Source organism: Enterobacter sp. WP_7_1 (assembly GCF_003688535.1).
GTDB classification, from domain to species: domain Bacteria; phylum Pseudomonadota; class Gammaproteobacteria; order Enterobacterales; family Enterobacteriaceae; genus Enterobacter; species Enterobacter asburiae.
This window is the reverse complement of record NZ_REFK01000004.1, coordinates 109951-125122: the sequence shown is the minus strand read 5'-3', so window position 1 is coordinate 125122 and position 15172 is coordinate 109951. Positions and strand designations below refer to the sequence as shown.

13 protein-coding genes are annotated in these 15172 nt (G+C 56.7%); all 13 read left to right on the top strand.

The window, feature by feature from the left end; all coding sequences use genetic code 11:
- From rsmH to ftsA, 13 genes are read left to right on the top strand one after another with little or no spacing between them, the layout of a single operon-like run.
- Positions 1–942 (top strand): 16S rRNA (cytosine(1402)-N(4))-methyltransferase RsmH, encoded by a 942-nt coding sequence (gene rsmH, locus BJ885_RS16870; protein ID WP_023310390.1) that lies wholly within the window; start codon positions 1–3, stop codon positions 940–942.
- A complete protein-coding gene (ftsL, locus tag BJ885_RS16865) occupies positions 939–1304 on the top strand; it encodes a cell division protein FtsL (RefSeq protein WP_008501989.1) in 366 nt (121 codons plus the stop codon). Before rsmH ends, ftsL begins: the two co-directional genes overlap by 4 nt.
- 15 nt (positions 1305–1319) lie before the next feature.
- Positions 1320–3086: a peptidoglycan glycosyltransferase FtsI gene (locus BJ885_RS16860; protein WP_029741225.1), complete on the top strand. Its 1767-nt coding sequence runs from the start codon at positions 1320–1322 to the stop codon at positions 3084–3086.
- Positions 3073–4560 (top strand): UDP-N-acetylmuramoyl-L-alanyl-D-glutamate--2,6-diaminopimelate ligase, encoded by a 1488-nt coding sequence (murE, locus tag BJ885_RS16855; RefSeq protein ID WP_121932491.1) that lies wholly within the window; start codon positions 3073–3075, stop codon positions 4558–4560. The genes BJ885_RS16860 and murE overlap by 14 nt, the downstream gene beginning before the upstream one ends.
- Complete coding sequence (gene murF / locus BJ885_RS16850) at positions 4557–5915, top strand: UDP-N-acetylmuramoyl-tripeptide--D-alanyl-D-alanine ligase (protein ID WP_121932492.1); 1359 nt, start codon at positions 4557–4559, stop codon at positions 5913–5915. The genes murE and murF overlap by 4 nt, the downstream gene beginning before the upstream one ends.
- Positions 5909–6991, top strand: coding sequence for a phospho-N-acetylmuramoyl-pentapeptide-transferase (gene mraY / locus BJ885_RS16845; protein WP_008501985.1), 1083 nt, complete (start codon positions 5909–5911; stop codon positions 6989–6991). The genes murF and mraY overlap by 7 nt, the downstream gene beginning before the upstream one ends.
- 2 nt (positions 6992–6993) lie before the next feature.
- Positions 6994–8310, top strand: coding sequence for a UDP-N-acetylmuramoyl-L-alanine--D-glutamate ligase (gene murD / locus BJ885_RS16840; protein ID WP_045355138.1), 1317 nt, complete (start codon positions 6994–6996; stop codon positions 8308–8310).
- Positions 8310–9554, top strand: coding sequence for a cell division protein FtsW (gene ftsW, locus BJ885_RS16835; protein WP_121932493.1), 1245 nt, complete (start codon positions 8310–8312; stop codon positions 9552–9554). The genes murD and ftsW overlap by 1 nt, the downstream gene beginning before the upstream one ends.
- A complete protein-coding gene (gene murG, locus BJ885_RS16830; RefSeq protein ID WP_121932494.1) occupies positions 9551–10615 on the top strand; it encodes an undecaprenyldiphospho-muramoylpentapeptide beta-N-acetylglucosaminyltransferase in 1065 nt (354 codons plus the stop codon). Before ftsW ends, murG begins: the two co-directional genes overlap by 4 nt.
- 56 nt (positions 10616–10671) lie before the next feature.
- On the top strand, positions 10672–12147 hold the full coding sequence (gene murC, locus BJ885_RS16825) for a UDP-N-acetylmuramate--L-alanine ligase (protein WP_023310397.1): 1476 nt from the start codon (positions 10672–10674) through the stop codon (positions 12145–12147).
- Complete coding sequence (locus BJ885_RS16820; RefSeq protein ID WP_029741229.1) at positions 12140–13060, top strand: D-alanine--D-alanine ligase; 921 nt, start codon at positions 12140–12142, stop codon at positions 13058–13060. The genes murC and BJ885_RS16820 overlap by 8 nt, the downstream gene beginning before the upstream one ends.
- A gap of 1 nt (position 13061) precedes the next feature.
- Complete coding sequence (ftsQ, locus tag BJ885_RS16815; protein ID WP_023310399.1) at positions 13062–13904, top strand: cell division protein FtsQ; 843 nt, start codon at positions 13062–13064, stop codon at positions 13902–13904.
- Positions 13901–15157, top strand: coding sequence for a cell division protein FtsA (gene ftsA, locus BJ885_RS16810; RefSeq protein WP_023334508.1), 1257 nt, complete (start codon positions 13901–13903; stop codon positions 15155–15157). The genes ftsQ and ftsA overlap by 4 nt, the downstream gene beginning before the upstream one ends.
- Positions 15158–15172: the final 15 nt, after the last annotated feature.

Below are 15172 nucleotides of genomic sequence, written 5' to 3'. Positions count from 1 at the left end.
ATGATGGAAAATTATAAACATAAAACGGTGTTACTGGACGAGGCCGTTAACGGTCTGAATATTCGTCCGGATGGCATCTACATTGATGGCACGTTTGGTCGCGGTGGTCACTCGCGTTTGATTCTCTCCCAGCTTGGAGAGGAAGGACGTCTGCTGGCAATCGATCGCGATCCGCAGGCAATTGCCGTTGCACAGACCATCAATGATCCACGCTTTTCCATCGTGCATGGACCTTTCTCTGCGCTCGCGGAATATGTAGCTGAGCGCGGCCTGACGGGCAAGATCGACGGGATTCTTCTCGATCTTGGCGTCTCTTCACCCCAACTTGATGATGCTGAACGTGGTTTCTCCTTTATGCGTGATGGTCCGCTGGACATGCGTATGGACCCGACGCGCGGTCAGTCTGCCGCTGAGTGGTTACAGACCGCTGACGAAGCCGATATTGCATGGGTCATCAAAACGTTCGGCGAAGAGCGCTTTGGCAAACGTATTGCGCGCGCCATCGTTGAGCGCAATCGCATTGAGCCAATGACCCGCACCAAAGAGTTGGCTGAGGTGATCGCGGCGGCGACACCGGTGAAGGATAAGCACAAACATCCCGCGACCCGTACCTTCCAGGCGGTTCGCATCTGGGTAAACAGTGAACTGGAGGAAATAGAGCTGGCGCTAAAAAGCTCGCTCGACGTGCTGGCCCCGGGTGGGCGGTTATCCATCATCAGCTTCCATTCGCTGGAAGACCGTATTGTGAAACGCTTTATGCGTGAACAAAGCCGCGGTCCACAGGTGCCAGCGGGGCTGCCGATGACGGAAGAACAACTCAGGAAGCTGGGTGGCCGTCAGTTGCGAGCATTAGGCAAGTTGATGCCGGGCGAAGAAGAAGTGGCAGAGAATCCACGCGCCCGTAGTTCAGTGCTGCGTGTTGCAGAGAGGACGAACGCATGATCGGCAGAGTGACAGAGACCCTAAGCAAAGTTAAGGATTCGTTAGGAAGCAACGAGCGCCATGCCTTGCCTGGCGTGATCGGCGACGATCTTTTGCGGTTTGGGAAACTGCCACTCTGTCTGTTCATTTGCATCATTGTCACGGCAGTTACGGTGGTGACCACCGCCCACCATACACGTTTATTGACTGCGCAACGCGAGCAGATGGTACTGGAACGCGATGCGCTGGATATTGAATGGCGAAATCTGATCCTTGAAGAAAACGCGCTCGGCGATCACAGCCGGGTTGAACGGATCGCAACGGAAAAGCTGCAGCTGCAGCATGTTGATCCTTCGCAGGAAAATATCGTAGTACAAAAATAAGGGAAAACGCGACGCATGAAAGCAGCGGCAAAAACGCTAAAACCAAAACGTCAGGAAGAACAGGCCAACTTTATCAGTTGGCGTTTTGCGTTGCTTTGCGGCTGCATTTTACTCGCTCTGGGTTTTCTGCTGGGACGCGTGGCCTGGCTGCAAATCGTCGCCCCTGACATGCTGGTGCGCCAGGGCGACATGCGCTCCCTGCGCGTCCAGGAAGTGTCGACATCCCGCGGGATGATCACCGACCGTTCGGGTCGTCCGCTGGCCGTGAGTGTGCCGGTGAAGGCGATCTGGGCCGATCCGAAAGAGCTGCACGACGCTGGCGGTATCACGCTTGATAACCGCTGGAAGGCGCTTGCGGACGCGCTGAAGATGCCGCTGGACCAGTTAGCTTCACGCGTGAATACGAACCCGAGAGGGCGTTTTATCTATCTGGCGCGTCAGGTGAACCCTGACATGGCGGACTACATCAAAAAATTGAAGCTGCCGGGGATCCATCTGCGTGAAGAATCCCGTCGTTACTATCCTTCCGGAGAAGTAACCGCTCACCTCATTGGCTTTACTAACGTCGATAGCCAGGGGATTGAAGGCGTTGAAAAAAGCTTTGATAAATGGCTCACCGGCCAGCCCGGCGAGCGCATTGTGCGTAAAGACCGCTATGGTCGCGTGATCGAGGATATTTCCTCAACGGACAGCCAGGCCGCACACAACCTTGCACTGAGTATCGATGAGCGGTTACAGGCGCTGGTTTACCGCGAGCTGAACAACGCCGTGGCCTTCAACAAAGCGGAATCGGGCAGTGCCGTGTTAGTCGACGTCAACACGGGTGAAGTGTTGGCGATGGCCAATAGCCCTTCCTACAACCCTAACAATCTGACCGGTACGCAGAAGGATGTTATGCGTAACCGTACCATCACCGACGTGTTCGAACCGGGTTCGACCGTTAAGCCGATGGTGGTCATGACTGCACTTCAGCGCGGTATCGTCAATGAAAACACCGTACTGAATACCATTCCATACCGAATTAACGGCCACGAAATTAAAGACGTGGCGCGCTACAGCGAATTGACCCTGACCGGGGTGTTACAGAAGTCGAGTAACGTCGGTGTTTCAAAGCTGGCGTTAGCGATGCCGTCCTCAGCGTTAGTAGAGACTTACTCACGTTTTGGGCTTGGAAAGGCGACCAATTTGGGGTTGGTCGGAGAACGCAGTGGCTTATATCCTCAAAAACAACGGTGGTCTGACATAGAGAGGGCCACCTTCTCTTTCGGCTACGGGCTAATGGTGACACCGTTACAGTTAGCGCGAGTCTATGCAACGATCGGCAGCTATGGCGTTTATCGTCCGCTGTCGATTACCAAAGTTGATCCACCGGTTCCCGGCGAGCGTATCTTCCCGGAATCAACCGTCCGTACTGTTGTTCATATGATGGAAAGCGTAGCGCTGCCCGGCGGCGGCGGCGTGAAGGCGGCAATCAAAGGTTATCGCATCGCCATCAAGACCGGTACGGCGAAAAAAGTAGGGCCGGACGGCCGCTATATCAACAAATACATTGCCTATACCGCAGGCGTTGCGCCTGCAAGCAATCCGCGTTTTGCGCTGGTGGTCGTGATAAACGATCCACAGGCGGGTAAATACTACGGCGGCGCCGTCTCCGCGCCTGTGTTCGGGGCTATCATGGGCGGCGTGTTACGCACCATGAACATTGAACCGGATGCGCTGGCGACGGGCGAAAAAAGTGAATTTGTAATTAATCAAGGCGAGGGTACAGGTGGCAGATCGTAATTTGCGCGACCTTCTCGCTCCGTGGGTGCCAAATGCACCGGAGCGAGCACTGCGAGAGATGGTACTGGACAGCCGCGTGGCTGCTTCTGGCGATCTTTTTGTGGCGGTGGTCGGTCATCAGGCGGACGGGCGTCGTTATATCCCGCAGGCGATTGCGCAAGGTGTGGCTGCCATTATTGCTGAGGCGAAAGATGAGGCAACCGACGGTGAGATCCGTGAAATGCACGGTGTGCCGGTTATCTATCTCAGCCAGTTGAACGAGCGTCTTTCCGCGCTGGCGGGACGTTTTTATCACGAACCTTCCGACCAGCTGCGTCTGGTTGGCGTGACGGGTACCAACGGTAAAACCACTACCACTCAACTGATGGCGCAGTGGGCCCAGCTGCTGGGTGAAACCGGTGCGGTGATGGGTACCGTGGGTAACGGCCTGCTGGGCAAAGTGAGCCCGACGGAAAACACTACCGGCTCGGCGGTAGACGTACAGCATGTGCTTGCCGGTCTGGCAGGGCAGGGGGCAACCTTTGCTGCGATGGAAGTCTCTTCGCACGGTCTGGTTCAGCACCGCGTCGCGGCGCTGAAATTTGCTGCTTCCGTGTTTACCAACCTGAGCCGCGATCATCTTGATTATCACGGTGATATGGAGCATTACGAAGCCGCGAAATGGCTGCTGTTCTCTACTCACCATTACGGACAAGCCATCATCAACGCCGACGACGAAGTGGGCCGCCGCTGGCTGGCGAAGCTGCCGGATGCGGTTGCGGTGTCGATGGAAGACCATATCAATCCGAACTGCCACGGCCGCTGGCTGAAGGCGGTTGAGGTGAATTATCACGACAGCGGGGCGACAATTCGCTTTGCCTCTTCCTGGGGTGAAGGTGAAATTGAAAGCCGCCTGATGGGCGCGTTTAACGTCAGCAACCTGCTGCTGGCCCTGGCAACGCTGCTGGGGCTGGGTTATCCGATGGCTGAACTGCTGAAAACCTCAGCGCGTCTGCAGCCTGTATGCGGCCGTATGGAAGTGTTCAGCGCGCCGGGCAAGCCGACCGTTGTGGTTGATTATGCCCACACGCCGGATGCGCTGGAAAAAGCGCTGGAAGCGGCGCGCCTGCACTGCACAGGGAAGCTCTGGTGCGTGTTTGGCTGCGGCGGCGATCGCGATAAAGGCAAACGCCCGCTGATGGGGGCTATTGCCGAGCAGTTCGCAGATATTCCAGTTGTGACCGATGACAACCCGCGTACCGAAGAGCCGCGCGCCATCATCAATGACATTCTGGCGGGCATGCTGGACGCGGGCCGCGCTCGCGTGGTGGAAGGCCGTGCGGAAGCCGTGACCAACACCATCATGCAGGCGCGGGAGAATGATGTTGTCCTGCTGGCGGGTAAAGGCCATGAAGATTATCAGATCGTTGGCAATCGCCGTCTGGACTACTCGGACCGCGTAACGGCAGCACGCCTGCTGGGAGTCGTGGCATGATTAGCATCACGTTAAGCCAGGCCGCTGCTATTCTGCAGGGCGACCTGCACGGGCAAGACCTGACCATTGATGCCGTAACGACGGACACCCGCAAAATCACCGCAGGCTGTCTGTTTGTGGCGCTGAAAGGCGAGCGTTTTGACGCGCATGATTTCGCAGAACAGGCCAAAGAGAACGGTGCCAGTGCGCTGCTCGTCAGTCGCAGGCTCGATATCGATCTGCCACAAATTGTGGTGAAAGATACGCGTCTTGCGTTCGGTGAGCTGGCCGCCTGGGTTCGTCAGCAGGTCCCTACTCGCGTTGTCGCCTTGACCGGATCATCAGGCAAGACGTCGGTGAAAGAGATGACGGCGGCGATCCTCAGCCAGTGCGGGAATACGCTTTATACCGCGGGCAACCTCAATAATGACATCGGCGTGCCGATGACATTACTCCGCCTGACCAAAGAACATGAATTTGCGGTGATCGAGTTAGGGGCAAACCACCAGGGCGAAATCGCCTGGACCGTGAGCCTGACTCGCCCGGAAGCCGCGCTGGTGAATAACCTCGCGGCGGCGCATCTGGAAGGTTTTGGTTCGCTGGAAGGCGTGGCGAAAGCCAAAGGTGAGATTTACACCGGCCTGCCGGATGACGGCATCGCCATTCTGAATGCCGATAACAACGACTGGCTGAACTGGCAAAGCATCATCGGTTCGCGTAAAACCTGGCGCTTCTCGCCGAATGCGGCCAACGGTGATTTTACCGCGACCAATATCCACGTGACGTCGCACGGTACGGAGTTCACCCTCACCACCCCAACGGGTGGCGTTGATGTGCTGCTGCCGCTGCCGGGTCGTCATAACATCGCCAATGCGCTTGCGGCGGCGGCGCTGTCGACGGCGGTGGGCGCGTCGCATGAAGCGATTAAAACCGGGCTGGCGAACCTGAAAGCCGTGCCGGGACGTCTTTTCCCGATTCAGCTTTCGGAAAACAAGCTGCTGCTGGATGATTCCTACAACGCGAACGTTGGCTCAATGACGGCGGCGGTGCAGGTTTTATCTGAAATGCCGGGCTACCGCATCATGGTGGTTGGCGATATGGCTGAGCTGGGCGACGAAAGCGAAGCCTGCCATACGCAGGTCGGTGAAGCGGCGAAAGCGGCGGGGCTGGACTGCGTGCTGAGCGCAGGAAAACTGAGCCAGGCGATTAGCCATGCCAGCGGCGTAGGCGAGCATTTTGCTGATAAAACCGCGTTGATAGCGCGCCTTAAGGCGTTGATTACAGAAAAACAAATTGTGACTGTGTTAGTGAAAGGTTCACGTAGTGCCGCCATGGAAGAGGTTGTGCACGCATTACAGGAGAACGGGACATGTTAGTTTGGCTGGCCGAACATTTGGTCAAATATTATTCAGGCTTTAACGTCTTTTCGTATCTGACGTTTCGCGCCATCGTCAGCCTGCTGACTGCGCTGTTCATCTCGTTGTGGATGGGCCCGCGCATGATTGCCCGTCTGCAAAAACTCTCTTTCGGCCAGGTTGTGCGTAACGACGGTCCGGAATCGCACTTCAGCAAGCGCGGCACGCCGACGATGGGCGGGATCATGATCCTGACCGCCATCGTCGTTTCCGTGCTGCTGTGGGCGTATCCCTCCAACCCGTACGTCTGGTGCGTTCTGACGGTACTGGTGGGTTACGGGATCATCGGTTTTGTTGATGATTACCGCAAAGTCGTCCGCAAAGATACTAAGGGCCTGATCGCGCGCTGGAAATATTTCTGGATGTCGGTGATCGCGCTGGGCGTGGCCTTCGCGCTGTATCTGGCCGGGAAAGACACGCCAGCCACCGAGCTGGTCGTGCCGTTCTTTAAGGACGTGATGCCGCAGCTGGGGCTGTTCTACATCCTGCTGGCCTACTTTGTGATTGTCGGTACCGGTAACGCCGTTAACCTGACCGACGGTCTGGATGGTCTGGCGATTATGCCAACCGTCTTTGTGGCTGCCGGTTTTGCGCTGGTGGCGTGGGCGACCGGTAACATGAACTTTGCAAATTATCTGCACATCCCTTATCTGCGTCACGCGGGTGAGCTGGTGATCGTCTGTACGGCGATTGTCGGCGCGGGGCTGGGCTTCCTGTGGTTCAACACCTATCCGGCGCAGGTCTTTATGGGGGACGTCGGTTCTCTGGCTTTGGGCGGTGCGCTCGGCATTATCGCCGTACTGCTGCGTCAGGAGTTCCTGCTGGTGATCATGGGCGGCGTGTTTGTGGTTGAAACCCTGTCGGTGATTTTGCAGGTCGGTTCCTTCAAGCTGCGCGGTCAGCGCATCTTCCGTATGGCGCCGATTCACCACCACTATGAACTGAAAGGCTGGCCGGAGCCGCGCGTGATTGTGCGCTTCTGGATTATTTCGCTGATGCTGGTGCTGATTGGCCTGGCAACGCTGAAGGTACGTTAATCATGGCAGATTACCAGGGCAAAAAAGTCGTTATCATCGGGTTGGGCCTCACGGGGCTCTCCTGCGTGGACTTTTTCCTCGCACGCGGCGTGACGCCACGCGTGATGGATACGCGTGTCTCTCCGCCGGGTCTGGACAAACTGCCGGAACAGGTTGAACGCCACCTTGGTGGTCTGAATGATGACTGGCTGCTGGCAGCCGATCTGATTGTCGCCAGCCCGGGTATGGCGCTGGCGCATCCTTCGCTGAGCGCTGCCGCGGATGCGGGCGTTGAGATTGTCGGCGATATCGAGCTGTTCTGCCGCGAAGCGCAGGCACCCGTTATCGCCATTACCGGTTCTAACGGTAAAAGCACCGTCACCACCCTGGTGGGTGAAATGGCGAAAGCGGCGGGAATGAACGTCGGCGTTGGCGGTAACATTGGTTTACCTGCTCTGATGCTGCTGGACAAAGGCTGCGAGCTGTATGTTCTTGAGCTTTCCAGCTTCCAGCTGGAAACCACCTCCAGCCTGCATGCTGCGGCTGCGACGATCCTCAACGTGACTGAAGATCATATGGACAGGTATCCATTTGGTCTACAGCAGTACCGTGCCGCCAAGCTCCGCGTTTATGAAAATGCCAAAGTCTGCGTTGTAAACGCCGATGACGCGCTGACCATGCCCGTACGCGGTGCAGACGATCGCTGTATTAGCTTCGGTATCACGATGGGGGATTACCACCTGAACCGTCAGCTGGGCGAAACCTGGCTGCGCGTGAAAGGTGAGAAAGTGCTGAACGTGAAAGAGATGAAGCTCTCAGGTCAGCACAACTATACCAATGCCCTGGCGGCGCTGGCGCTGGCGGATGCAGTAGGGCTGCCGCGCTCCTCCAGCCTGAAAGCGTTAACCACGTTTTCTGGTCTCGCGCACCGTTTCCAGCTGGCGCTGGAGCACAACGGCGTGCGCTGGATCAACGACTCCAAAGCCACCAACGTGGGCAGCACCGAGGCCGCGCTCAACGGTCTGCACGTTGACGGCACCCTGCATTTGCTGCTGGGCGGCGACGGTAAATCAGCTGATTTCTCCTCCCTGAAGCCGTATCTCGCCGGAGATAACATCCGCCTGTACTGCTTCGGCCGCGACGGCAGCGAGTTGGCTGAACTGCGCCCTGAGGTTGCCGAGCAAACCGAAACCATGGAACAGGCGATGCGGCTGATTGCTCCTCGCGTGAAGCCAGGCGATATGGTGCTGCTCTCTCCGGCCTGTGCCAGCCTCGATCAATTCAAGAATTTCGAACAGCGTGGTGATGTCTTTACCCGCCTGGCGAAGGAGTTAGGCTAATGCGTTTATCTCTCCCTCGCCTGAAAATGCCGCGCCTGCCAGGATTTGGGATCCTGGCATGGGTGTTTGCGGCGCTCAAAGGCTGGGTGATGGGCTCTCGTCAAAAAGATAGCGACAGCCTGGTCATGTACGATCGCACGCTGTTCTGGCTCACGATGGGGCTGGCGGCGGTCGGCTTCATTATGGTGACGTCAGCCTCAATGCCCGTCGGGCAGCGTCTGGCGAACGATCCATTCCTGTTTGCCAAGCGTGATGGTCTTTACATCATCCTGGCGTTCTGCCTGGCGCTGGTGACCTTGCGTCTGCCGATGGAGTTCTGGCAGCGGCACAGTACGGCGATGCTGATCGCCTCGATTATTATGCTGCTGATCGTACTGGTGGTGGGGAGCTCTGTTAACGGGGCATCGCGCTGGATCGCCTTTGGCCCTCTGCGCATTCAGCCTGCGGAATTTACCAAGCTCTCCCTGTTCTGCTACCTGGCTAACTACCTGGTGCGTAAGGTTGATGAAGTGCGTAACAACCTGCGCGGCTTCTTAAAACCGATGGGCGTGATTCTGGTGCTGGCGGTATTACTGCTGGCGCAGCCTGACCTCGGTACCGTTGTCGTGCTGTTCGTTACCACTCTGGCGATGCTGTTCCTGGCGGGCGCGAAGCTGTGGCAGTTCATCGCTATCATCGGGATGGGTATTTCGGCGGTTGTACTGCTGATCCTCGCCGAGCCTTACCGTATTCGCCGTGTGACCTCATTCTGGAACCCTTGGGAAGATCCGTTCGGCAGCGGTTATCAGCTGACGCAGTCGCTGATGGCCTTTGGTCGCGGTGAAGTCTGGGGGCAGGGGCTGGGTAACTCGGTACAGAAACTGGAATATTTACCGGAAGCGCACACTGACTTCATCTTCTCCATTATTGCGGAAGAACTGGGTTATATCGGTGTGGTATTAGCGCTATTAATGGTATTCTTCGTCGCTTTCCGCGCCATGTCCATCGGCCGGAAAGCGCTGGAGATCGATCACCGCTTCTCAGGATTCTTAGCCTGCTCAATTGGTATCTGGTTTAGCTTCCAGGCATTAGTTAACGTCGGGGCCGCAGCGGGTATGCTGCCGACCAAAGGTCTGACGTTGCCGTTGATCAGTTATGGTGGTTCCAGTCTGTTGATTATGTCGACGGCCATCATGTTTTTGTTGCGCATAGATTATGAAACGCGTCTGGAAAAAGCCCAGGCGTTTACACGAGGTTCACGATGAATCAACCGAAGCGGTTAATGGTGATGGCAGGCGGTACCGGTGGACACGTGTTCCCGGGACTGGCGGTTGCGCACCATTTAATGGATCAGGGCTGGCAGGTACGCTGGCTGGGAACCGCAGACCGCATGGAGGCCGACCTGGTGCCGAAGCACGGTATCGAGATCGACTTTATTCGTATTTCCGGCCTTCGGGGCAAGGGCCTCAAGGCAATGCTGCTGGCACCGGTGCGTATTTTTAACGCCTGGCGTCAGGCGCGCAACATCATGAAGCGCTTTAAGCCCGATGTGGTGCTGGGCATGGGCGGCTATGTCTCGGGTCCTGGCGGGCTGGCGGCGTGGTCGTTAGGCATTCCCGTTGTGCTGCATGAACAGAACGGTATTGCCGGACTGACCAACAAGTGGCTGGCGAAAATCGCTACCAAAGTTATGCAGGCGTTTCCCGGCGCGTTCCCGAAAGCGGACGTGGTGGGTAACCCGGTGCGTGTGGACGTGCTGGCGCTGCCGCTGCCGGATGCTCGCCTGACGGGCCGTGAAGGGCCGGTTCGAGTACTGGTTGTCGGGGGCTCTCAGGGCGCGCGTGTCCTAAACCAGACGATGCCGCAGGTTGCCGCAAAGCTGGGGGGTACCGTGACGATCTGGCACCAGAGCGGAAAAGGCGCTCAGCATACCGTTGAGCAAGCTTACGCCGAGGCGGGGCAGCCGCAGCATAAAGTTACAGAGTTTATCGACGACATGGCGGCAGCGTATGCCTGGGCCGATGTCGTGGTTTGTCGTTCAGGCGCGCTGACGGTGAGCGAGATTGCCGCCGCGGGTCTGCCGGCCCTGTTTGTGCCGTTCCAGCACAAAGACAGACAGCAGTACTGGAATGCGCTGCCGCTTGAGAAAGCCGGAGCCGCGAAGATATTTGAACAGCCACAATTTACCGCCGACGCGGTCGCCACCACCCTGGCGGGCTGGAACAGAGACGCACTGCTGGAGATGGCGCAACGCGCGCGCGCGGCCGCTATCCCTGATGCGACGGAACGGGTGGCAAAAGAAGTGAGCCTGGCAGCCCAGGCTTAACCCTCGCAGCGCGTGTTGCGCTGCACGAATTTTAAGTAGTCGATGGCGTTTAGAGAATGAATACACAACAACTGGCAAAACTGCGTTCAATCGTGCCCGAGATGCGTCGCGTCCGGCACATTCACTTTGTTGGCATCGGTGGTGCTGGCATGGGCGGTATTGCCGAAGTGTTAGCTAACGAAGGCTATCAGATCAGCGGGTCTGACCTGGCGCCAAACCCTGTAACGCAGCAGCTGGCGTCGCTTGGGGCGACTATCTATTTCAACCATCGCCCGGAAAACGTGCGCGATGCGAGCGTGGTGGTGGTCTCGAGCGCTATCTCCTCTGACAACCCGGAAATCGTTGCCGCGCATGAAGCGCGCATTCCGGTGATCCGCCGTGCAGAAATGCTGGCGGAACTGATGCGTTTCCGTCACGGCATCGCCATTGCCGGGACCCACGGTAAAACCACGACCACGGCGATGGTCTCCAGTATTTATGCGGAAGCGGGTCTCGACCCGACGTTCGTCAACGGCGGTCTGGTCAAAGCAGCGGGCGTACATGCGCGTCTGGGCCACAGTCGTTATCTGATTGCCGAAGCGGATGAGAGCGACGCGTCGTTCCTGCACCTGCAGCCGATGGTGGCGATTGTCACTAACATCGAAGCTGACCATATGGATACCTACCAGGGCGACTTCGAGAACTTAAAGCAGACCTTCATCAACTTCCTGCACAACCTGCCGTTCTATGGACGCGCGGTGATGTGCGTAGACGATCCGGTGATCCGCGAGCTGCTGCCGCGCGTGGGTCGTCAAATCACCACTTACGGCTTCAGCGAAGACGCTGACGTCCGCGTGGAAGAGTACAAACAGATTGGTGCGCAGGGGCATTTCACGCTGGCGCGTCAGGACAAAGAGCTGCTGCACGTCACGCTGAATGCGCCGGGGCGCCATAACGCCCTCAATGCCGCAGCGGCAGTGGCCGTCGCGACGGAAGAAGGCATTGATGATGATGCGATTCTGCGCGCGCTGGAAAGCTTCCAGGGCACCGGTCGTCGTTTCGATTTCCTCGGTGAATTCCCGCTGGACGCCGTTAACGGTAAAGCCGGCACAGCGATGCTGGTGGACGACTATGGCCACCATCCGACCGAAGTGGACGCCACCATTAAAGCCGCGCGTGCAGGCTGGCCTGACAAAAATCTGGTGATGATCTTCCAGCCGCACCGCTTCACGCGTACGCGCGATCTGTACGACGATTTCGCCAGCGTCCTGTCACAGGTAGACACCCTGTTAATGCTGGACGTGTACGCCGCAGGCGAGACGCCGATTCCGGGTGCTGACAGCCGTTCCCTGTGTCGTACCATCCGTGGACGCGGTAAAGTTGACCCTATTCTGGTTTCTGACCCTGCACAGGTGGCGGAAATTCTGGCACCGGTCCTGACAGGTAATGATTTGATTCTGATTCAGGGCGCGGGAAATATCGGCAAAATCGCCCGTACCTTAGCTGAAATCAAACTGAAGCCGCAAACCCAGGAGGATGAGCATCATGGCTGATAAGATTGCTGTCCTGTCTGGCGGCACCTCCGCCGAGCGCGAGGTTTCCCTGAATTCCGGCGCTGCTGTGCTGGCGGGCCTGCGCGAAGGTGGCGTCAATGCGCACCTGGTTGACCCAAAAGAGGTCGACGTGACGCAATTAAAAGCCATGGGCTTCGATAAAGTCTTTATCGCTTTGCATGGTCGCGGCGGTGAAGACGGCACCCTGCAGGGGCTTCTGGATTTGATCGGCATGCCGTACACCGGCAGCGGCGTGATGGCCTCCGCTATCTCTATGGATAAACTGCGCAGCAAGCTTCTGTGGCAGGGCGCGGGGTTGCCCGTTGCGCCATGGGTAGCACTGACGCGTCGCGAATTTGAATTGGGCCTGCCGGATAGCGTTAATACACGCATTGCTGAACTGGGCTTACCGGTTATTGTAAAGCCCAGCCGGGAAGGCTCCAGCGTGGGAATGTCCAAAGTCGACAAAGCTGAAGATCTTTCGTCCGCTTTAGCACTGGCATTTCAACATGATGAAGAAGTTCTGATTGAAAAATGGCTCAGCGGGCCGGAATTTACCGTCGCGATGCTTGGCGAAGAAATTTTACCGTCAATCCGTATCCAACCGGCCGGAACCTTCTATGATTATGAGGCGAAGTATCTCTCTGATGAGACGCAATATTTCTGCCCTTGTGGTCTTGAAGCTGAGCGTGAAGCAGATTTACAGTCCCTGGTGCTTAAAGCCTGGCATGTTCTCGGTTGTCAGGGCTGGGGACGCATCGACGTGATGCAGGACAGTGACGGACAGTTTTATCTGCTGGAAGCGAATACCTCTCCGGGAATGACCAGCCACAGCCTTGTGCCGATGGCCGCGCGTCAGGCGGGGATGAGTTTCTCGCAGTTAGTCGTACGCATTCTGGACCAGGCGGGCTGATATGTCTCAGGCTGCATTGAACACGCGCAACCGCGATGACGAGGACGAATACGCCTCTTCACGCCGCAGTAATGGAACGCGTCTTGCAGGCATCATTTTCCTGCTGGGGGTGCTGTGCACCGTGTTTATCAGCGGCTGGATGGTCCTGGGCTGGATGGAAGATGCGCAGCGGTTGCCGCTTTCTAAGCTGGTGGTCACCGGTGAGCGTCACTACACGCGTAACGACGATATTCGCCAGTCAATACTGGCGCTGGGCTCGCCTGGAACCTTTATGACGCAGGACGTCAATATTATCCAGAGCCAGATAGAACGTCTGCCATGGATAAAACAGGCGAGCGTAAGAAAGCAATGGCCTGATGAATTGAAGATTCATCTGGTTGAATATGTGCCCATTGCGCGTTGGAATGATCAGCACATGGTTGACGCAGACGGAAATTCCTTCAGCGTCCCGGCCGATCGTGTCAACAAGCAAAATTTACCGATGTTGTATGGCCCGGAAGGTAGCGAAAACGAAGTATTACAGGGTTTTCGTGAAATGGGTCAGGTGCTGGCGAAGGACAGGTTTACGTTAAAAGATGCAGCCATGACGGCGCGCCGTTCCTGGCAGCTGACGTTAACGAACGGCATTAAGCTCAACCTGGGACGCGGCGACACAATGAAGCGTCTGGCGCGTTTTGTCGAACTTTACCCGGTTTTACAGCAGCAGGCACAGACTGACGGCAAACGGATAAGCTACGTTGATTTGCGCTATGACTCAGGCGCAGCAGTCGGTTGGGTACCGGCTCCGGTCGAGGAACCTAATCAGCAACAGAATCAGGCACAGGTACAGGCAGAACAACAATGATCAAGGCGACGGACAGAAAACTGGTAGTTGGACTGGAGATTGGCACCGCGAAGGTTGCCGCTTTAGTAGGGGAAGTTCTGCCCGACGGTATGGTCAATATCATTGGCGTAGGCAGTTGCCCGTCCCGTGGTATGGATAAAGGTGGGGTAAACGATCTTGAATCGGTGGTGAAATGCGTTCAGCGCGCCATCGATCAGGCTGAATTGATGGCAGATTGCCAGATTTCTTCTGTCTATCTGGCCCTTTCTGGCAAGCACATTAGCTGCCAGAACGAAATTGGTATGGTGCCGATTTCCGAAGAAGAAGTGACGCAGGAAGACGTTGAAAACGTCGTGCACACGGCGAAATCCGTGCGTGTCCGCGACGAGCATCGCGTGCTGCATGTCATTCCGCAGGAATATGCGATTGACTATCAGGAAGGGATCAAGAACCCGGTCGGTCTTTCTGGCGTGCGTATGCAGGCAAAAGTGCACCTGATCACATGTCACAACGATATGGCGAAGAACATTGTAAAAGCCGTTGAACGTTGTGGCCTGAAAGTTGACCAACTTATTTTCGCCGGTCTGGCGGCAAGTTATTCCGTACTGACCGAAGATGAACGTGAACTGGGTGTCTGTGTGGTCGATATTGGTGGTGGTACAATGGACATCGCCGTGTATACCGGCGGTGCGTTGCGCCACACGAAAGTGATCCCTTATGCCGGGAACGTTGTGACCAGCGATATTGCTTACGCTTTTGGTACGCCGCCGAGCGATGCAGAAGCGATTAAAGTGCGACACGGCTGTGCGCTGGGATCTATCGTTGGCAAAGATGAGAGCGTTGAAGTGCCGAGCGTCGGTGGTCGTCCACCGCGTAGCCTGCAGCGCCAGACGTTGGCAGAGGTCATTGAGCCGCGCTATACCGAGCTGCTCAACCTGGTCAACGAAGAGATTTTACAGCTACAGGAACAGCTTCGTCAGCAGGGCGTTAAACATCATCTTGCGGCGGGGATTGTATTAACCGGCGGTGCAGCGCAAATTGAAGGTCTTGCGGCCTGTGCTCAGCGCGTATTCCATACGCAGGTGCGTATTGGTGCGCCGCTGAATATCACCGGTTTAACGGATTATGCTCAGGAGCCGTATTATTCAACGGCTGTGGGCCTGCTCCACTACGGGAAGGAATCTCATCTCAGTGGTGAAGCAGAAGTGGAAAAACGCGTCTCAGTGGGGTCGTGGGTCAAACGACTGAACAACTGGTTGCGAAAAGAGTTTTAATTTTTTTAAGAGACC